The sequence below is a fragment of the Sphingomonas sp. AC411 genome (genome assembly GCF_979253035.1).
On the sequence record NZ_CEEDAQ010000001.1, the window covers coordinates 2,349,791 to 2,368,986 of the forward strand.

General features: G+C 69.2%; 15 protein-coding genes and 3 pseudogenes. 12 read left to right on the top strand and 6 right to left on the bottom strand.

Features of this window, described 5'->3' with window-relative positions; translation table 11 throughout:
* Positions 1 to 2 precede the first annotated feature (2 nt).
* The 3 genes from AC0IX7_RS12090 to AC0IX7_RS12100 all read right to left on the bottom strand — a co-directional run bounded on the left by AC0IX7_RS12090 (position 3) and on the right by AC0IX7_RS12100 (position 2,411).
* Positions 3 to 746, bottom strand: coding sequence for a serine hydrolase domain-containing protein (locus AC0IX7_RS12090; RefSeq protein WP_471812098.1), 744 nt, complete (start codon positions 744 to 746; stop codon positions 3 to 5).
* A complete protein-coding gene (locus AC0IX7_RS12095) occupies positions 683 to 1,213 on the bottom strand; it encodes a serine hydrolase domain-containing protein (protein WP_471812100.1) in 531 nt (176 codons plus the stop codon). The genes AC0IX7_RS12090 and AC0IX7_RS12095 overlap by 64 nt, the downstream gene beginning before the upstream one ends.
* Positions 1,214 to 1,346: 133 nt before the next feature.
* A complete protein-coding gene (locus AC0IX7_RS12100; RefSeq protein WP_471812102.1) occupies positions 1,347 to 2,411 on the bottom strand; it encodes an A/G-specific adenine glycosylase in 1,065 nt (354 codons plus the stop codon).
* 26 nt (positions 2,412 to 2,437) lie between these two features.
* On the opposite strand from AC0IX7_RS12100, the gene AC0IX7_RS12105 reads away from it, so the two are divergent.
* From AC0IX7_RS12105 to AC0IX7_RS12125, 5 genes and pseudogenes are all read left to right on the top strand, one after another.
* Complete coding sequence (locus tag AC0IX7_RS12105; RefSeq protein WP_471812103.1) at positions 2,438 to 3,091, top strand: DUF721 domain-containing protein; 654 nt, start codon at positions 2,438 to 2,440, stop codon at positions 3,089 to 3,091.
* Between the two features lie 20 nt (positions 3,092 to 3,111).
* Positions 3,112 to 3,651, top strand: a complete 540-nt coding sequence (locus AC0IX7_RS12110; RefSeq protein ID WP_471812105.1) for a DsbA family protein — start codon at positions 3,112 to 3,114, stop codon at positions 3,649 to 3,651.
* A 165-nt stretch (positions 3,652 to 3,816) separates the two neighbouring features.
* On the top strand, positions 3,817 to 4,410 hold the full coding sequence (locus AC0IX7_RS12115; RefSeq protein ID WP_471812107.1) for a thioredoxin domain-containing protein: 594 nt from the start codon (positions 3,817 to 3,819) through the stop codon (positions 4,408 to 4,410).
* Positions 4,411 to 4,685: 275 nt separating this feature from the next.
* Positions 4,686 to 8,067, top strand: a pseudogene (locus tag AC0IX7_RS12120) (chromosome segregation SMC family protein).
* Between the two features lie 49 nt (positions 8,068 to 8,116).
* A complete protein-coding gene (locus tag AC0IX7_RS12125) occupies positions 8,117 to 8,413 on the top strand; it encodes a putative quinol monooxygenase (protein WP_471812109.1) in 297 nt (98 codons plus the stop codon).
* 17 nt (positions 8,414 to 8,430) lie between these two features.
* Here the strand turns inward: AC0IX7_RS12125 and AC0IX7_RS12130 are convergent, their stop codons facing one another.
* Positions 8,431 to 10,812 (bottom strand): bifunctional diguanylate cyclase/phosphodiesterase, encoded by a 2,382-nt coding sequence (locus tag AC0IX7_RS12130; protein WP_471812111.1) that lies wholly within the window; start codon positions 10,810 to 10,812, stop codon positions 8,431 to 8,433.
* A 256-nt stretch (positions 10,813 to 11,068) separates the two neighbouring features.
* On the opposite strand from AC0IX7_RS12130, the gene AC0IX7_RS12135 reads away from it, so the two are divergent.
* The 4 genes and pseudogenes from AC0IX7_RS12135 to AC0IX7_RS12150 form a co-directional block, all read left to right on the top strand.
* On the top strand, positions 11,069 to 11,755 hold the full coding sequence (locus AC0IX7_RS12135) for an ABC transporter ATP-binding protein (RefSeq protein WP_471812112.1): 687 nt from the start codon (positions 11,069 to 11,071) through the stop codon (positions 11,753 to 11,755).
* Positions 11,745 to 12,947 carry an ABC transporter permease gene (locus AC0IX7_RS12140; RefSeq protein ID WP_471812114.1) on the top strand — a complete coding sequence of 401 codons (1,203 nt, stop codon included), beginning with the start codon at positions 11,745 to 11,747 and terminating at the stop codon, positions 12,945 to 12,947. Before AC0IX7_RS12135 ends, AC0IX7_RS12140 begins: the two co-directional genes overlap by 11 nt.
* On the top strand, positions 12,914 to 14,302 hold the full coding sequence (locus AC0IX7_RS12145) for an ABC transporter permease (protein WP_471812115.1): 1,389 nt from the start codon (positions 12,914 to 12,916) through the stop codon (positions 14,300 to 14,302). Before AC0IX7_RS12140 ends, AC0IX7_RS12145 begins: the two co-directional genes overlap by 34 nt.
* Positions 14,302 to 15,256: pseudogene (locus tag AC0IX7_RS12150) on the top strand (lipocalin-like domain-containing protein); the annotation flags it as partial. The gene AC0IX7_RS12145 and the pseudogene AC0IX7_RS12150, both read left to right, overlap by 1 nt.
* 108 nt (positions 15,257 to 15,364) lie before the next feature.
* Here the strand turns inward: AC0IX7_RS12150 and AC0IX7_RS12155 are convergent.
* Complete coding sequence (locus AC0IX7_RS12155; protein ID WP_471813865.1) at positions 15,365 to 16,267, bottom strand: GNAT family N-acetyltransferase; 903 nt, start codon at positions 16,265 to 16,267, stop codon at positions 15,365 to 15,367.
* 66 nt (positions 16,268 to 16,333) lie between these two features.
* Between AC0IX7_RS12155 and AC0IX7_RS12160 the strand changes: the two genes are divergently transcribed.
* The 3 genes from AC0IX7_RS12160 to AC0IX7_RS12170 all read left to right on the top strand — a co-directional run bounded on the left by AC0IX7_RS12160 (position 16,334) and on the right by AC0IX7_RS12170 (position 17,387).
* Positions 16,334 to 16,462 carry a hypothetical protein gene (locus AC0IX7_RS12160; protein WP_471813992.1) on the top strand — a complete coding sequence of 43 codons (129 nt, stop codon included), beginning with the start codon at positions 16,334 to 16,336 and terminating at the stop codon, positions 16,460 to 16,462.
* 146 nt (positions 16,463 to 16,608) lie between these two features.
* A complete protein-coding gene (locus tag AC0IX7_RS12165) occupies positions 16,609 to 17,001 on the top strand; it encodes a DUF2721 domain-containing protein (RefSeq protein ID WP_471812117.1) in 393 nt (130 codons plus the stop codon).
* Positions 16,998 to 17,387, top strand: coding sequence for a DUF4345 domain-containing protein (locus AC0IX7_RS12170; protein ID WP_471812118.1), 390 nt, complete (start codon positions 16,998 to 17,000; stop codon positions 17,385 to 17,387). Before AC0IX7_RS12165 ends, AC0IX7_RS12170 begins: the two co-directional genes overlap by 4 nt.
* A 138-nt stretch (positions 17,388 to 17,525) precedes the next feature.
* Here the strand turns inward: AC0IX7_RS12170 and AC0IX7_RS12175 are convergent.
* A pseudogene (locus tag AC0IX7_RS12175) lies at positions 17,526 to 19,104 on the bottom strand (amidase).
* Between the last annotated feature and the right edge of the window lie 92 nt (positions 19,105 to 19,196).

Here is a 19,196-nt window from a genome sequence, read left to right on the forward strand (position 1 = left end):
GCTCATCGGCGTAACCTCGCCGCGTCCTGCATCAGCGCCGCGACCACTTGCTCGCGCAGCGGAATGCGGTCCGCCGGGAAGTAATTGACCATCACGCTGCCGCGCGAATGCTTCAGCGGATCGACCCACGCGATCGTCCCCGCCGCACCGCCCCACGCATAGGTGCCCTTGCCCGGCCCGTTCGGCGTCGTCGCGAGCACCACCGAACCGCCCGCGCCGAAGCCCATGTTGCTCCCCTTCGTGCCGCCGGTACCGCCGCTCACGCCACCATAGGTCACGCCCGCCGGCAACAGGTTCGACGTCGCGAGCGCGATCGTCTCGGGCTTCATCACGCGGACGCCGCCGAGCGTCCCGCCGTCCTGGATCATGTGCAGGAACCGGTCGTAATCGCGCGCCGACATCACGAGCCCGGCGCCACCGTACGGAAAGCTCGGCTTCTGCAGGAACACCGAGTTCGCCGCCGGATCGAGCGGGGTCCGCGTGTCGCCGACGAATGCGTAGTTGGTCGCGAGCCGGCCGACCTCGCTCTGCGGCACCTGCCAGAAGCTCGACTTCATCTTGAGCGGATCGAACAGCCGCGTCTGCACGAACCGTTCGAAGCTCATGCCCGATGCGACCTCGATCACGCGGCCCATCACGTCGAGCCCGATCGAATAGCTCCACTTGGTACCGGGGTCCGCGATCAGCGGCAGCGTCGCGACGCGATTGGCGAATTCCTCGAGCGACTTCGGCCGGACGGGCCGCATCTCTCTTCCATCGCCGCGCTGACCGACAGCGGCAGGATGCCGAGCCGCTCATATTCCTTGAGCAGCGGCCCCTTGGTGACGATCGTGTAGCCGAGCCCGGCGGTATGCGTCAGCAGGTTGCGGATCGTGATCGGCCGCGTCGCCGGCCGCGTGGCGAGCGAGGTGTCGGGGCTGGTCGCGACCTTCATGTCCTTGAACGCCGGGATATATTTGCTGACCGGATCGTCGAGGTTGAGCTTGCCGTCCTCGACCAGCATCATCGCCGACATGCCGGTGATCGGCTTGGACATCGAATAGACGCGCCACAGCGAGTCGAAGCTGGCCGCCGGCGCGTTCGGGTCATCACTGATCTTGCCCGCCGAGGGGAACAGCGTCGGGCCATCGCCGACACCGAACGCCCCGACGATCCCCGGCATCTTGTCCTGCGCGACGAGGCTGTCGAACAACTTGGTAGTGGCGGGCAGCAACGCGCTCGCCGGGATCGTCGCCCGCGGCGCCGCCCGGGCTGCGGTGTCGGCTGCGGCGAGGGCCGAGCCTGTTGGGCATAGGCCGCGACGGCAGCCGATGCGGCGAGGCCGCCCGTAATCCAGTGCACCAGTTTCATGCAGATCTCCGTGTGGCCCAATTCCGAATGGCTTTCCCGGCCTTGGCGAAAACGGTCGGCAGCCCGGCGGTATCCAGGTCGTCGATCGGCCACCATTCGCTTGCCGTTGGAATGCGCGGTTGATGCGCCTCGACCGTCGCCACCGCAAGCGTCAGTTGCAGATCGAAATGGGTAAATCCGTGCGCGACGGTTTCGTCCAGCATCCGCCACTCCGCCTGCGCCGGCGCGCCTTCGAAACCGGGTGGAGCCTCGCCCCAGGCCCCGGTCGGAAACGCCCGCATCCCGCCGAGCAACCCCGTATCCGGCCGCCGCACCAGCAACACCTGCCCGTTGCGCTCCAGCCAGAAGATCGTCCCGTAGCGCTGAGGCTTGGCCGCCTTCTTCGCCTTCACCGGCAACCGCTCTGGCGCGCCCTGAGCAAACCCCTCGCAAAACTCGCGGATCGGACACAGCAGGCACTTCGGCGCACGCGAAGTGCAGGTCCCCGACCCCAGATCCATCATCGCCTGCGCAAAGTCGCCCGCGCGGAGGTCGGGCGTAATCGAGTCCGCCGCCCCCGAATCGCAGGCCGCGCAGCCGGCAAAGGCGTCTCGAATCGCAAACACCCGAGCGACCACCCGCTCGACATTCGCATCGACCACCACCGCGCGTTCCCCGAACGCGATCGCCGCCACCGCCGCCGCGGTATACGCGCCCAGCCCCGGCAGTTCGCGCAGTTCGGCCTCGGTCCGCGGAAACACGCCGCCGTGCTCCGCGACAACCGCCTTCGCCGCCTTCACCAGGTTGCGCGCCCGAGCATAATACCCAAGCCCCGCCCAGGCCGCCATCACATCGGCATCGTCCGCCGCCGCCAGACTCGCGAAGTCCGGCCACCGCGCGGTCCACGCCAGGAACCGCGGCGTCACCGCGGCCACCGTGGTCTGCTGCAACATCACCTCGGACAGCCACACCCGGTACGGATCGACCGCCTCGCCCGGCTTCGCGCGCCACGGCAGGTCGCGGCGATGCGCGTCATACCAGTCGAGCAGGGCCGCGGAGACCGAAGAGCGCTTGGCGTTCACGCGTCGCCTATGGCATGGGTTCGCAGATGAGCAAGCCGTCTGGCCCTTCCCCGAAACCGCCCGCGTCACGCCGGGTAAAAGGCAAGACCGATCCCGATGCGCCGCGCGAGAATCGCTCGCGCGCGGTCGCCGAGCTGTTGCCCGCGATCGGCGGCGCGGCGTTCCGGCGATCTGGCTTCGTCCAGTCGTCGATCGTCAGCCGCTGGCCCGAGATCGTCGGCGCGAAACTGGCCGGCGCGAGCATCCCCGAATCGATCCGCTTCCCGGTCGGCAAGAAGCAGGATGGCGTCCTCACGCTCACGGTCCGCGGCGCACACGCCCCGATGATGCAGCACATCGCCCCCGAGATCATCGAGCGCGTGAACCGCTTCTTCGGGTACGCGGCCATCGTGAAAGTCGCGATCCGCCAGGGTGAAGTCGCCGCACCCGTGCCGCGCAAAGCCCCGCCGTCTATCCGCCCGGTCCCCGTCGATCTCGGCGCGAGCCTGAAGGGCATCGCCGATCCGGAACTGCGCGCCGTCCTCGAATCCTCGCCGCCGGCGTCGCCTCGACGCACGGCCTTCCCAGGATCACCTGATGCGCGTTCTTCTAGCCGTCTTCGCCCTCTTCCTGCTGACCGGCGCGACCCCGCGCGCGACTGGTCGCAGACCACGCGGCAACTCCCTCGGGCGCCTATCTGATCGGCAACCCCGCCGCGCGCGTGAAACTGGTCGAATATGCGAGTTACACCTGCTCGCATTGCGCCGATTTCTCGGTGAAGTCCGAACCCGTGTTGAAGCGCCAGATGATCGCATCCGGCTCCACCAGCCTCGAATTCCGCCACTTCATCCGCGACCGGCTCGATCTGTCGGCGGCGATCCTCGCACGCTGCACCGGCCCGAAAGGCTTCTCCGCGACATCGTCCGCGATCTTCGCCGCGCAGCCGCAATGGCTGCAACGTGGCATCGAGTATCAGCAGGGCAACGCCGCGCGCCTCGCCATGTACCCGGCCGCCGCCCAGATCCGCGCCAACGCCGACGGCTCCGGCCTGACCGCGCTGGTCAAGGCGCGCGGGCTGTCGGATGCGGCGATCAACGCGTGCTTCGCCAACCAGCCCGAGATCGACCGCATCGTCAAACTGACCGCCGACGCGCCCAAGGAGATCGATTCCACCCCGACCTTCTATCTCAACGGCAAGATCGTCCCCCATGTCGGTTGGGAACAGCTCGAACCCGCGCTCCGCAAGGCCGGCGCCAAGTGATCCATTGGAGTAACAGCATGAAGTTCGTAATCGCCCTCGCCGCCCTGCCGCTCGCGCTCGCCGCCTGCTCGAAGAACGATCTCGACCGGCAACGTCGACGCGCCCGCTGCGGCCCCCGTCGCCGCCGCCGCCGCGCCTGCCGGCCAGAGCTGGACCGAGACGGTCGTGAAGACCCCCGAGGGCTATCTGATGGGCAACCCCAACGCCGCCATCAAGCTCGTCGAATACGGCGCGCGCTCGTGCCCGACCTGCGGCGCGTTCGCCCGAGAGGCGTACAAGCCGCTGACGGAAAAATACGTCTCGACCGGCAAGGTGAGCTTTGAATTCCGCGACTTCCTCGTCCACGGCGCGCCCGACGTGGCGCTGACCCTGCTCGGCCAGTGCGGCGGCGTCGCGCCGTTCTTCCCGCTCCTCGAGCAGATGTACGGCAACCAGATCGCCTTCCTCGACAAGCTCCAGGCGATGACGCCCGCGCAGCAGCAGGGGCTGGCCAATCAGCCGCCGACGGTGGTCGCGACCAAGCTCGCCGAACAGATGGGGGCGATCGATTTCGTCAAGCAGCGCGGGATCCCGGAAGCGAAGGCGCGCGCGTGCCTCGCCGATCAGAAGCAGCTCGAGGTGATGGCGAAGCCGACCGAGAATGCGATGCAGGCGGGTACGGTGACGGGTACGCCGACGTTCCTGATCAACGACAAGAAGCTCGACCAGGTGGTGAGCTGGGATCAGATGGAGAAGGCGCTGAAGGCGGCCGGGGCTTAAGGCTCCCGCTTAGGAATAAGTAGGCAGCCTTACCGGCCGAACCACCGGCGGAGGCCGGGGCCCAGTTGGGGGACGTCGCTGATCAGCGTTGCGCTCCGTGACTGCGACCTTTCCAACTGGGCCCGGCCTCCGCCGGGGAAGTGGCGGTTTGTACGAACGGCAGCTCTTCCTTGTTCTCCCGCGAAGGCGGGAGCCCAGTCTCGATTCCGCCTTCGCGGGAATACAAGCTCCGCGGTTCGGGATAAGATCAACACCAACCGTCGGGGGCGCAAGAAATGCAGATCAAGCGCCTCCGCATCACCGGCTTCAAGAGCTTCGTCGACCCCGCCGACCTCCGCATCGAACCTGGCCTCACCGGCGTCGTCGGCCCCAATGGCTGCGGCAAGTCCAACCTCCTCGAAGCGCTCCGCTGGACGATGGGCGAGGCCAGCGCCAGGTCGCTGCGCGGCGCCGGCATGGAAGACGTCATCTTCGCCGGCACCGCGACCCGCCCGCCGCGCGACTTCGCCGAAGTCTCGATCCTTGCCGAAATCGCCGGTGACGAGCGAGAAATCGTCCGCCGGATCGAGCGCGGCGCCGGCTCCGCCTACCGGATCGACGGCCGCGACGTCCGCGCGAAGGACGTCGGCCTGCTCTTCGCCGACGCCGCCACCGGCGCCCACAGCCCCGCGCTCGTCAGCCAGGGCAAGATCGGCGCCGTCATCGCTGCCAAGCCCGCCGACCGCCGCGCGATGCTGGAAGAAGCCGCCGGGATCGCAGGCCTCCACGTCCGCCGCAAGGATGCCGAGGGGAAACTCCGCGCCACCGAAGCCAATCTCGCCAAGCTCGACGAGATCATTTCCGATCAGGACGCCCGCGCCGCCACGCTGAAACGCCAGGCCCGCGCCGCCGAACGCTATCGCCTGATCTCCGCGCAGATCCGCGTCGCCGAAGCGCGCACGCTTGCCCGCTGGCGCGAAGCCGCCGCCGCATCCGACGCCGCCAAGGCCGAAGCCGCCGCCGCCGAAGCCCGCGTCCGCGCCGGCACCGACGCCGAACGCTTGGCCGCTGCAGACCAGCTCCGCGCCGTCGAAGCCGTCTCCGCCGCCCGCACCGCCGCCCTCGCCGCCCGCGACCGCGTCGGCGATCTCGCCCACCGCCTCGCCGCGCTGAAAACCGAAAAGCCGGCGTCGAACGCAGGATCGCCGACCTCGCCGACGCCCGCACCCGCATCGCCGACGACCGCGCCCGCGAAGGATCGCTCGCCAGCGACGCCGCCGCCGCGCTCGCCCGCCTCGCCGACGAGGCCAAGGCGCTCGACACCGCGATCGACGACGCCACCGCCGCAATCCCCGATCTCGACGCCGCGCTCGCCGACACCGAACGCAAAGCCCGAGACGCCGAAGTCTCGCTCGCCCAGGCGCTCGCCACCCAAGCCCGCGACGCCGCCGAAGTCCGCGTCGCCAGCGCAGCCCTCGCCGCCGCCCGCACCCGCGCCGACCGCGCCGATCGCGACGCGGCCCAGATCGCCGCCGCTCTCCGCGCCCTGGGTGACCCCGCCCCGCTAGCCGCAGAACGCGAAATCGCCGCCGAAGCTCGACGCGCCGCGACCGCCGCAGCCGAGTCCGCCCGCCAGGCCATCGCCCGGGCAGACACCGACGAAGCCACCGCGGCTAGCGCGCGCGACGCCGCCGAAACCGCCCGCGCCACCGCCCGCGCAGACTTCGCCGCGATCGACAGCGAAGTGACCGCGCTCACCAAGGCAACGCAGCGCAGCGGCCGCAACCGACTGCTCGACCACGTCTCGGCCAGCACAGGCTATGAACGCGCGCTCGCGGCGGCGCTCGGCGACGATCTCGACACCGGCCTCGACGCATGGACCGGCGCCGAGCCCCACGACGAAGACCCCAAAGCGCCCGCCGACGCCGAACCGCTGGCAAAGCATGTCGAGGCCCCCACCGCGCTCGCCCGCAGGCTCGCACAGGTCTTCGTCGTCGACACCGACACCGACCAACACCTCGCCGTCGGCCAACGCATCGTCACCCGGGACGGCCGACTCCGCCGCTGGGACGGGTTCACCGCAACCGGCACCGGCGCGGCCGCCGCCGAACGCCTGGTCCGCCGCAACCGCCTAACCGCGCTTCAAGCCGCACGACCCGCCGCAGCCACGGCGCTCGACAAAGCCGAAGACGCGCGCGCCGCGATCGACGAGCGGATCGCCGAAGCCCGCCGCCAGTCGCAAACCGCCCGCGCCGCCCTGCAACGCGCCGAAACCACCGCGCGTGAGGCCACCCGCAACGAAGACCGAGCCACATCAGCGCTGGAACGCCTCACCACCCAACGCGCCGATCTCGACGCCCGCGCGCACCACATCGCCGACGACGTCGCCGATGCGCACGCCGAACGCACCCGCGCCGAGGCCGCGATGGCCGCCGTCCCCGACGGCACCGCCAACGCGCGCCGTGTCGCCACGCTGCAATACGACGCCGAACGCAGCCGCGCCGCTGTCGCGCAGGCCCGCGCCGACCGCACCACGCTAGACCGCAGCATCGCCACCCACCGCGAACGCCTCGCCGCCGCCCAAGCCGACACCCGGAGCTGGCGCGCGCGAGCCGGTGAAGCCGCCAAGCGCATCGCCGCCATGGACACGCGGAAACGACCCTTGGCGTCGACCTCGCCGCCATCGCCGATCGCCCCGCTACGCTCGAAGCGGAAATCGCCACGCTGGAGGGCGAACACCAAGAAGCCCGCACCACCGCCGACACCCTGCTCGCCACCGAACGCGCTGCAGAAACCACCGCCCGAGCCGCCGACGACGCCCACCGTGCCGCCACCGAAGCCCTGTCCCAAGCCCGCGAAGCCCGCGCCGGCGCGATCGCCCGCGTCGAAAACCACGAAGCGCGCCGCCTCGACCTGGGCAAACTTTCCGGCGAACGCTTCCAATGCCCAGCCTCGGTTCTCCCCGAACGCCTCGGCTTCGCAGTCGCCGACGTCCGCGCCCCAGCCGATGAATCCGCCACCCACGACCGCCTCACCACCGACCGCGAGCGGATCGGTCCGGTCAATCTCGTCGCCGAAACCGAACTCGCCGAACTCGAAGACGCCTCGCGCGGCAACGCCATCGAGCGCGACGAACTCGGCCAGGCGGTCAACCGCCTCCGCGGCTCGATCGGCACGCTCAACCGCGGAGGCCGCCAGCGCCTGCTCGCCGCGTTCGAGGCGGTGAACGGCCATTTCCAGCGGCTCTTCACCACGCTGTTCGACGGCGGCAGCGCGCATCTCGAACTGATAGATCTGGACGATCCGCTGGAAGCCGGACTCGAGATCATGGCGCAACCGCCCGGCAAGCGCCTCCAGTCGCTCACCCTCCTATCCGGCGGTGAGCAAGCGCTCACGGCCGTCGCGCTGATCTTCGGCCTGTTCCTCACCAACCCCGCGCCGATCTGCGTCCTCGACGAGGTCGACGCGCCGCTCGACGACGCCAATATCGAGCGCTTCTGCGACCTGCTTGATCGGATGTCGTGCGACACCGACACGCGCTACCTCGTCGTCACGCACAACGCCGTCACGATGAGCCGCATGCACCGCCTGTTCGGCGTGACGATGATCGAACGCGGCGTCAGCCGCCTCGTCTCGGTCGATCTCCAGGCCGCAACCGGATTGATCGCCACGGGCTGATGTTTGGGATAGGTTGGCCGCACCATCTAATTTTCGAGGATATGAAGCCATGGCCGTCAAGGTAGTTGCATTGGTTACCGTCAAGCCGGGCCAGGACGAGGCGTTCGTCGCCGCGGCGAAGATCTGCGTCGCGGCATCGCGGGCCGAGCCGGGCGTGCTGCACTACGAGCTATGGCAGGAAGGCGAAGGCGAGCGCCGCTTCGTATTCAACGAACTCTATGTCGATGACGCCGCCGTACAGCAGCACATGGCGTCGGATCACTTCAAGGCGTTCGGCCTCGCCGCGCGCGATCTCGCCGCGGCCCGTCCGACGATCATCGTGACGCATCCCGTCGACGTCGGCTGATCGAACGCTGACCCGGGTCAGGCGGCAAACCGCTGGGGCTGCTCCGGTAATTCGGGCGGCCCTCGACGTTCGCGGTGCGCTGTCGCCTTCTGAAGGACGCGCTCGAACCGCTCGATCTGCTCGTTGCCGGGCGTAACCGGCCGACCGACGAGATAGCCCTGTACGGCATCGCAACCGATCATCCGCAGCAGATCGAGCTGGTCCCTGGTTTCGACACCCTCGGCGTGCGTGAGGACGCCGAGTTCCTTGCCGACCCCGACGATCCCGCGCAGCACCGCCATCGATCTCGGATCGAAGCCCGCACGAACCACGAAGCTCCGGTCGATCTTGATCCGGTCGAACTTGAAATCGCGCAGATGCGAGAGCGACGACTGGCCGGTGCCGAAATCGTCCAGCGCCACCTTCACGCCGATCCTGCGGATCCGGTCGATCGTCGCCGCCGTCCGGTCCGCATCGTCGATCAGCGCGGTCTCGGTGATTTCGATCTCGACCCGCTCAGCGGCGATCCCGTGCACCAGGATCGCCTGGGTCAGGTGATGCACCAGCGCCTCGGACTTGAGCTGCGCGGCCGATACGTTGATCGCGACGTGCAGGTGCGAAGACCAGCCGGATAGCTGCCGACAGGCGTCCATGATCACCCAGCGACCGATATCCTCGATCAGGCCGCATTCCTCGGCGATCGGAATGAACAGCGCTGGCGGCACCCAGCCTCGCGTCGGGTGGTTCCAGCGGATCAGTGCCTCGTAGCCGGTGGTGATCCCGGTCGACAGCTGCACGACGGGCTGGAATGCGAGGGTGAAGCCGGCGGTCTGGAGGGCTTCGTGCAGGTCGTCGACGATGTGCTGGCGTTCGGCGAGGCGTTCGGCGAGACCCGGGACATAGGCCTGGGCGCGGCGGCGACCGAGCCGCTTGGCCTCGTACAGCGCCATGTCCGCGCGCTTCATCAGGTCCTCGGGAGAGAGATCGCCGGCGAAACCCGAGATGCCGATGCTGCAACTGGGCAGCAGCCGGCGTCCCTCGACCGTCACCGGGGCGCTCAACCGCACGACGATCGCCTCCGCCAGCGCGGTCGCCGCCCCGCCCATCTCGCGCACGATGATCGCGATCTCGTCCCCGCCCATCCGCGCGATGAAGCTGTCGCGCGGGACCAGCCCGGTGAGCTGCGTCGCGACATGCACCAGAAGCTTGTCGCCGACGCCGTGCCCGAACGCGTCGTTGATCCGCTTGAACTCGTCGAGATCGATCAACAGCAGCGAGAACGGCGCGCCCTGCGCGATCAGCGCCTCCTTCGTCTCGCGCAACGACCGACGATTGCCCAGCCCCGTCAGCGGATCGTGATAGGCGAGATGCTTGAGGTCGCCGAGCGCGGTCCGCTCCGCGCTGACGTCGGTGAAGGTCAGGACGATGCCCTGGCGCGGCACCGGACGGCACTGCATCTGATAGGTCCGGCCGTCCTCCATCTCGCATTCGCGGTCGAAGCCGGTGTCCGCCTCGACCCATTGCTTCATCGCGCCGCCGACCAGCGCGCGCTTTTCGGCAGGCCAGTCGCGATACCACGCGATCGCATCGAGAAAGCCGTCGATCGTCAGACCCGGCGCGATCGCCTCCGCCGGCGTATCGAACAGATCGAGGAAGCGGCGGTTGAAGTGACGCAGCCGCCCGTCCCTGTCGATGAACACGAGCCCGTCGCTCATGCTCTCCAGCACCGCCTTGAGCGTCCGCGACTCCTGCTCGCGCGCGGCTTTTATCCGGGTGAACGTCAACAGGCTGCCGAGGCACGTCACCGAGACGGCGAACGCCATGCAGGCGGCGACCAGCCCGGGCGACAACAGGCCACCCTGTCGTTCGTCGACGCTGCCGATGACGATGTCGCCGGACAGCGAGACGAAATGCGTCACGCACACCGCGAGCGCGAACAACAGGCACCCGGTCGGGCGCGAGCGCGACCAGCGTGCGTTGAACTGCCACGCCGCCACGATCGCCGCCCCGAGCAGCAGGCCGATCATGTTGGTCGGCCAGGAGAAGAAATGCGCGCAGTCCATCATGCCGGTGATGCCGACCGCATGCATGCACCAGATCCCGCCACCCGCGACGGCGCCCGCCAGGCTGCGCTGGCCCCGTGTGCGTGCTTGCGTGATCGCCACCATCGGCAGCCCGACCGCGGCGATCCCCACGAACGCCGACAGCACCGTCATCAACGCGTCGTAGCGAAGCAGAAGGTCGGGACGATAGGCGAGGATCGCGATGAAATGCGTGGTCCAGACGCCAAGCCCGGCGGCCAGCGCGAGCGCGACGTGCCGCCAGCCCATGGCCTCGCGCGCGGTCGGATCGGCGAGATCGGTGGTGAGCAGCGCCACCGACCACCCCGCGGTCAGGCAGATGCCGACCGCAACCGCCACCAGGGACCCGGAATGCTGAAAATGCAGATTGAAGAGAATAGGCACGACGTTCGCTTCGACAGTTTTTTATCTCGTCGCATGAAGGTGTTAAGGAAACTTGTTCCGTAACGGACCTGCCGGCAATCGTTTGCGAAGCCGACACCTAACTGTTCGCGTACACGCATTGATGTCGAGCCCCTCGCGACACACATGAGGGACGTCGATCGAGCCGGTTGCGGACGCGTTCGAACCAGGGATGACCGCGGGGGATTCGAGAATGCAGGACGATCGAACCCTTCTGGCGGTACGCGCGCTGGGCAAGTCGGTGCCGGGGCCCCGGCTGCTGTTCCAACACCTCGACCTCGACGTCGGCGCGGGCGAACTCGTCGCGATCATCGGCGAATCGGGCGTGGGGAAATCGACGCTGCTCAACATCCTCGCCGGGCTGGACAAGGCGGACGAAGGCAGCGTCGCGATCGACGGGACGGTGCTGGGGACGCTCGACGAAACCGCGCGCACGCGGCTGCGGCGCGAGCGGATCGGCTTCGTGTTCCAGGCCTTCCACATCCTGCCCTATCTGACGCTGCAGCAGAATGTCGCGCTGCCGTTGACGCTGGTCTCGCCCGACGCCGCCGCGGCTAGCAAGCGGGCGGAGGCCATGCTCGAGGCGGTCGGGCTGGGTGGGCGCGGCGACGGCTATGCGCGCGACCTGTCGGGCGGCGAGTTGCAGCGCGTCGCGATCGCCCGCGCGCTGGTCCACCGGCCTGCGCTGATCCTGGCGGACGAGCCGACCGGCAATCTCGATCCCGAAACCGCCGCGCGCGTGCTGTCGCTGTTCGCCGGAGCGGTGCGCGACAACAAGGCGGCGGGCGTGATGGTGACGCATTCGGACGCCAGCGCGGCGATCGCCGATCGCGTGCTGACGCTCGGCCGCGACGGATTGGTGGAGCGCCGTGATCGCTGAGCCGCGCCCCGCTCCTCCTCGCCCTCCGGAGCCCCGGCTCTGGTCGGCGCGGGTCGCGCTGGGCTGGCTGATCGCCGGCGAGTGGCGGTTCCACCCTGCCCGCTTCGTCATGACCGCGGTGGCGATCGCGGTCGGAGTCGCGCTGGGGTTCGCGGTCCATCTCGTCAACGGATCCGCGCTCGCGTCGTTCGACGGTGCGATGCGCGGGGTCAGCGGCGCGGCCGAACTGTCGGTGCGCGCGACCAGTCCGCTCGGCTTCGACGAACGCCTTTATCCCCGCGTCGCACGGACCGACGGTGTCGCCGATACGAGCCCAGTCGTCCGCCTCGACGCGCGGATCGGGACCAAACGCCTGACGTTGCTCGGCGTCGACGTGGTTCGCGCAGCCGTCGTGACGCCCTCGCTGATCGGCGCGCGACCGCAGGGGGCGGACAGCGGCAACGACGCCGTGTTCGACGAAGACACGCTGTTCCTGTCGCGCGCCGCACTCACGCAGGTCGGTGCGAAGATCGGCAGCCGGGTCACGGTCGTCGCCAACGGGCGGGCGGTGCCGCTTCGCGTTGCCGGCACCCTGCCGGCGACCGATGCCGCGGTCGCGGTCGGCGTCATGGACATCGCCGCGGCACAGTGGCGCTTCGGTCGGCTCGGCCGAATCGATCGGCTCGATCTGGCGCTGTCGGACCGACGCGCAGCCGAAACCGCGTTGCGCGCAACGTTGCCCGCTGACGCGATCCTGTCGACCGCCGAGACTCAGAACGCACAGGGCGATTCGCTGTCGCGCGCCTACCGGGTCAATCTCGACATGCTGGCGCTGGTCGCGCTGCTGACCGGCGGGTTCCTCGTCTATTCGGCGCAGTCGCTGTCGGTGGTGCGACGCCAGCGCGCCTTCGCCTTGCTGCGAACGCTCGGCATGCCGCGCGGCGGCGTCATCGCGGCGGTCGTCGTCGAGGGCCTCGCGATCGGGCTGGTCGGCGCGTCGGCGGGCTTGGTCATCGGCTATGCGCTGGCATGGGGTGCGCTGCACTGGTTCGGCGGCGATCTCGGCGCGGGGTATTTCGGCGGCGCCACCGCGCACGTCGTGATCCAGCCGGTCGCGGCGCTCGGCTTCTTCTCGCTCGGCCTGCTCGCGTCGATATTGGGAGTGCGCTGCCGGCAAGGGTGGCGGCACGCGCGGCCCCTGCCGCTGCGCTGAAGAATGCGGGCGACGTGCTCGATCCGCGGCGGCGCGTGGCGTGGTGGCCCGCGGTCGCGTTGCTTGTGGCGGGCGGCGCGGCGGCGTTGCCGCCTGCGGTCGGTGGCCTGCCGCTGTTCGGCTTTGCGGGCATGGCGTTGATGCTCGCGGGCGGCGTCGCGGGCGTACCGTGGTTCGCGCGCACGCTGCTGACCCCGCTGGCGAAGCGGACGCGCGGGAGCGTGCCGGGGCTGCTGGCGATCCGCCATCTGCACGGCGCGCCCGGCGAGGCCGCGACCGCGCTGTGCGGGATCGTCGCCTCGACTGCGCTGATGATCGCGATGGCGACGATGGTGACCAGCTTTCGCGGCGCGGTCGACGAGTGGCTGAACCAGGTGCTCGGCGCGGACCTGTATCTGCGCACGACGGCAGGCGCCACGTTCGATCCGGCGACGCGCACCCGACTAGCGACGACGGCGGGAATCGAGCGGCTCGCTTTCAGTCGGCAGATTCCCCTGACGATCGCCGCCAACCGACCGCCGGTAAGCCTGATCGCTCGACCCGAACGGGGTGGCCAGGATCCGTTGCTCGTGCTGATCGAAACCGCGCCCCTGCTCCCCAAGACTGCGCTGCCGGTGTGGGTCTCCGAACCGGCGCAACGGCTGTACGGTTGGGATCCCGGCGAGCGCATCACGCTGCCGATCGCCGGACGGACGCAGTTCGTGGTCGCCGGCGTGTGGCGCGACTACGGGCGCCAGGCGGGGGCGGTGCTGATCGACGAGGGCGACTATCAACGTCTCACCGGCGATGACGCGCGCGACGAGATTTCCGCGACGATCGCGCCCGGCCGGGATGCGGCGCAGATTGCGCGCGCGATGACCGCCAAGCTGCCGCCAGCGTTGCGCGATCAGGTCGAGGTGAGCCAGCCGGCGACGCTGCGACGGCTCGCGCTGACGATCTTCGATCGCAGTTTCGCGGTGACCTATCTGCTGGAGGCGGTCGCGATCCTGGTCGGGCTTGCCGGCGTCGCGGCGACGATGTCGGCGCAGACGATCGCGCGCGAACGCGAGTTCGGGATGTTGCGGCATCTCGGGCTGACCCGGCGGCAATTGACGACGATGCTGGCGACCGAGGGCGCGATCGTCGGACTGACCGGGGCGCTGGCCGGGATCGGACTCGGATTGCTGCTGTCGCAGGTGCTGATCCACGTGATCAACCCGCAGTCGTTCAACTGGACGATGACCACGCGGGTACCGATCGGCACGCTGATCGGCGTAGCGGCCGCGCTGACCGGTGCGGCGGCGGCGACCGCGGTCCTTGCCGGGCGGCGTGCGACCGCCAAGAGCGCGGTGCAATCGGTGCGGGAGGATTGGTGATGGCACGTTCCTGGATCCCGCTTAGCTGGATCGCGGCGGTCGCGGCGATCGCGCCTGCCGCCACCCCGGCCGTTTCGTATCCCGTCGTGGCGCCCGGCATCACGCTGCGCTTTCCCGCCGATCACGGGGCGCATCCGGCGTTTCGCACCGAATGGTGGTATTTTACCGGGTGGTTGCGCACCACGGACGGCAAGGATCTGGGCTTCCAGGTGACATTCTTCCGGACGCGCCCGCCGATCGATACGCGCAATCCCAGCAGGTTCGCGGCCAGGCAGGTGCTGTTCGCGCATGCGGCGTTGTCCGACCCTGAGACGGGCAAATTGTCGCATAGCGAGCGGGCGGCACGCGCCGGCTTCGGACTGGCCGAGGCGCGGACGGGGATGCCGATGTGTCGATCCGCGACTGGTGGTTGCGGCGCGCGGGCGACGGGCGCTGGGCGACCCGCGTGACCGCGCAGGATTTCGGGCTCGACCTGTCGTTCCAGCCGACCCAGCCGCCGCTGCCACAGGGCCGCGGCGGCTATAGTCGCAAGGGCGCGCGTCCCGACGAGGCGAGTTATTATTACTCGGTGCCGCATCTCCGAGTGCGGGGCCAGGTGACGCGGGCCGGCAAGACCGTTCCGGTGACCGGCGAGGCATGGCTCGATCGCGAATGGTCGTCGGATTATCTCGCGCCGGCGGCGCAAGGCTGGGACTGGACCGGGCTCAACTTCGACGACGGCTCCGCGCTGATGGCGTTCCGGATCCGGCGCAAGGGCGGCGGATGGTGTGGGCGGGCGGATCGCTGCGCCGTCCCGACGGCAGGATGACGGTGTTCGCGCCCGGCGACGTCGCGTTCCGCACGCTGGCGACGTGGCGGAGCAAGGCGACCGGCGCGGTGTACCCGGTATCGCAGGAACTGAGCGTCCGCGCCGAGGGTCGCGTCCAGCGCTGGCGACTGGTGCCGATGTTCGCCGCGCAGGAACTCGATACGCGACGCAGCGGGATGCCGGTCTATTGGGAGGGGCGGTACGAACGCGCGGCGGGCGCGGCTATCTGGAGCTTACCGGCCACGACCGCGCGCTCAGGATGTAGCGCTGCGCCGCCAGACCCAGCCGAACAGGCGACCGACGAATGCCGGCAGGCCAGGGCGCAACAACAGCCAGTCGCGGATCGGCGCGTCGATCGTGGCGCCTATGACCTGCTTGTAGCCGCTGTCGCCCGCGCCCCAGTCGACCCGGCGGATACCGCGATCGCGCGCCGCGACCAGGTTGCGCCAGTAGAGCAGTTTGCCCGGCGAATGCTTGGCGAAGCGTGGGTCGTAGCTGTTGGCGACCGCGTACAGCAGTTCGCCGGTGTCGATGTCGAACGAGAAGGCGGCGGGCCTAGTGTCGACCGTCAGCAGCGCGGCGCGGAACATCGCGGCAAGCACCGGATCGGCGACCGCAGCCTGCCAGAAGGCGAGATGCCCGTCGGCGGTGAACTTCATGCCGGTGCGATCGGTGTCGTGCGCGATCCAGCTCGTCTGCTCGATCGCGCCGAGATCGGCGAACGCGGCGGGCCAGTCCGCACCCGACAGGAAGCGCCAATCGGGTACGCCGTGTTCGGCAAGGTGCTTTTCGTGGAAGCGGTTCTTGCGCAGCGTCGAGGTGCGCGGCCAGGGCTGGCCTTCTCTCGCCAGCGGCAGGTCGAGCGACCAGTTGTCGCCGATGGTGCGGTCGATCGCGGTCCAGCCTTGCGCGCGAGCGGCCGCGATCAGCGCGGTCGCGGCGGGATCGGTGTCATAGACCGGGCCGATCCTCAGGCCGTTGACGTGGTTCGCCAGCGTCGACAGCGCGGTCTTCAGCGCGGTCTCGCCGGCTTCGAGCGCGAGGCCGAAGCTGCGGAACGGCCAGTAGCAGCCGGGGATCGTCGCCATCCCGAACATGCGCGGACCCAGCGGCACGAACGGCAGCGTCAGGACCGGCGCGTCGTCCTGCTCGACCACCAGCGTCCGCGCCTGTCCGCCATAGGCAGCGAGCGCGGCGGCGTACCAGCCGAAGCGCAGGAAGCGGTGGCTGTGCGCGCCCCGCTCCGCGACGATGTCGATCGCGGCGGCAAGCCCTCGACCACGTCGCCGCGGACGTTGGGCGGCAGCCGGACGAAGTCGGCCAGGAGCATCGGCTTGGACATTGCCCGCTAGATACCGCGCAGAAGGTTACGATTGCATGCTGTTTTGCAATCGCCCCTTTTGCAATCCGGCATTCCCCATCATGGTGGCGGCATGCCGACCATTCCCGCCATCTCGACCATCGCCCAGACGATCCAGCTCTGCTCGCGCCGGTGTTCATGCTTGCCGGCATCGGCCAGCTGCTGAACGTACTCGCGGGACGCCTGTCACGGGTGATCGACCGGGCGCGCAAACTGGAGCAGCTGCACCCCAATTTCTCCGCCGCCGAGCGGACTCGCTACGGCTGGGAGCTGCGGTTGCTCGACCGGCGGATGACGATCATCAACGCCGCGCTGTTCCTGGCGGTATCCAGCGCGATCATGACCTGCGTGCTGATCGCGCTCCTCTTCATCGCCGAACTTGCCAAGCTGCATTTCGGTACGGCGGTCGCCTTGTGCTTCATCCTCGCGATGATCCTGCTGATCGCAGCGCTTGTCTCGTTTATCTTCGAGGTCAGGATGTCGTTGCGGGCCTTCCGGATCCGGCCGGAATTGCTGCGGGACCTGCCATGATCGAGAAGCGCCTGCTGCAAGCCGTCATCGCCGTCGCGTGCCTGTTGCCGCTGATCGTCGGCGGCCAAGGCGTGCTGCTCGGCCCCGCGCCGTTCGGGCATCTCGCCGAAGTGCCGCGCGATCTGGACAGCCATTTCCGGTATATCTCGGGGATATTCTTTGCGACCGGCCTCGGGTTTCTGAGCTGTATTCCGGATATCGAGCGGAAGGGGCCGCGGTTTCGGCTGCTGGGCGGGCTGATCTTCGTCGGCGGCGTATCGCGCGGGATTTCTCTGCTGGCGGTGGGCGTGCCGTCGCAGGGGCATGTGCTCGGGCTGGTAATGGAGACGGTGGTCGTGCCGCTGCTGATGCTGTGGCAGTGGAATTTCGCCAACCGAATGGGCTGACTCCACGATCCTCCCCCGCCAGGGGAGGTGGCTGGCTTCTTGCCAGACGGAGGGGGAGGAAAGGGAAAACGGGCGTTCCGTGTCCTCCCCTCCGTCACCTGTGGTGCCACCTCTCCCTGGCGGGGGAGGATCGTGAGTTTAGCGGGCGGCGTCGAGGCCGGGGCCGACATCGGCAGTCGGCAGATACCGCGGCGCGACCCGAGCCTTCGCTCTCTGCTCATACGCATACCCGGCGCCCAGCACCGCCGCGTCACCGTATCTCGTCGCGATGAACGACAGGCCGACCGGCAACCCGCGCACCAGCCCCATCGGCACCGTCAGGTTGGGATACCCCGCGACCGCCGGCAGCCCGCTCGAACTCGGCCCGCCATATTGATCGCCGTACACCGGCTCGCTGAGCCACGCCGGGCCATAGGTCGGCTCGACCAATACCGTCGCCCCTGCAGCCTTGAGCATCGCGTCGATCCCCTCCGCGCCCGCCAGCCGCAACGATTTCGCACGCGCCGCCTTGTACGCCGGGTCGTTCAACCCCTTGGTTTTGGCCGCGGCCTCGAACGTTTCCTGCGCGAAGAACGGCATTTCCGTTGCCGCGTTGGCAGCGTTGAACGCGATGACCTGATCGAGCGTCCGCGTGCGCACCGCCGCGGGCGTGGTCGCGAGATAGGTGTCGAGATCGGCCTTCAGCTCGGTCTGGAGCACCAGCAGTTCCGCCTCGCCGAGCCCGTCGAGCTTGGGCTGCTTCACCTCGACCAGCACCGCGCCCGCGGCCTTCAGCACGTCGAGCGCCGCCTGGTACCGCGCCGCAAGGTCCGCGGTCATCTCCGGTCGGATCACACCAATGCGCAGCCCGGAGAGTGCGCTCGTCGACAGCCCCGCCGCATAGTCGCGCTTGTACGCGCCCGCCCCCGCGGTCGCCGCGTCCGCCGGATCAGCAGCGATCATCGCAGAGAACAGCGTCGCCACGTCGCGGACGCTGCGCGCCATCGGGCCGGGCGTATCCTGGCTGTGGCTGATCGGGACGACGTGCGTGCGGCTGACGAGGCCGAGCGTGGGCTTCAACCCGACCAGCCCGTTGATCGACGACGGACACACCACCGAGCCATCGGTCTCCGTCCCGATCGCCGCCGCTGCGAAGCTCGCCGCGATCGCCGCTCCGGCTCCGCTCGACGATCCGCACGCGGTCCGGTCGAGCGCGTAGGGGCTGCGGACCGCCGCCGACCGCGCTCCAGCCGCTCATCGACCGGGTCGAGCGGATGTTCGCCCACTCGCTGAGATTGGTCTTCCCCAGGATCACCGCCCCCGCCGCGCGGAGCTGCGCGACCACGGGCGCGTCGCGGCGGGTCAGATTGTTTTTCAGCGCGAGACTGCCCGCGGTGGTCGGCATGGGGTCGGCGGTCTCGACATTGTCCTTGATCAGCACCGGCACGCCGTGGAGCGGACCGCGTATGCGCCCGGCCTTGCGTTCGGCATCGAGCGCCTTCGCCTGCGCGAGTGCATCTGGGTTGAGCGCGATCACGCTGCGCAAGGTCGGCCCGGTTCGGTCCATCGCCGCGATCTGCGCGAGATAGGCGCGGACGAGATCGACGCTGCTCGCCTTGCCTGACGCCATCATCGCCTGGAGCTGGTCGATCGACTGCTCCTCGACCGCGACGGTCTTCGCCTCCGCCAACGCAGGAAGCGCGGTCGCGAGCAACAGCCCGATGATAAACTTGCGCATTTTCCGATTCCCCTTGACGGAAGGCTATCGGGGTTGTGCATCCGCGCCAAGCGGTCTGAACGATGCTCGGCACGATGCGTTGGACCAGCAAC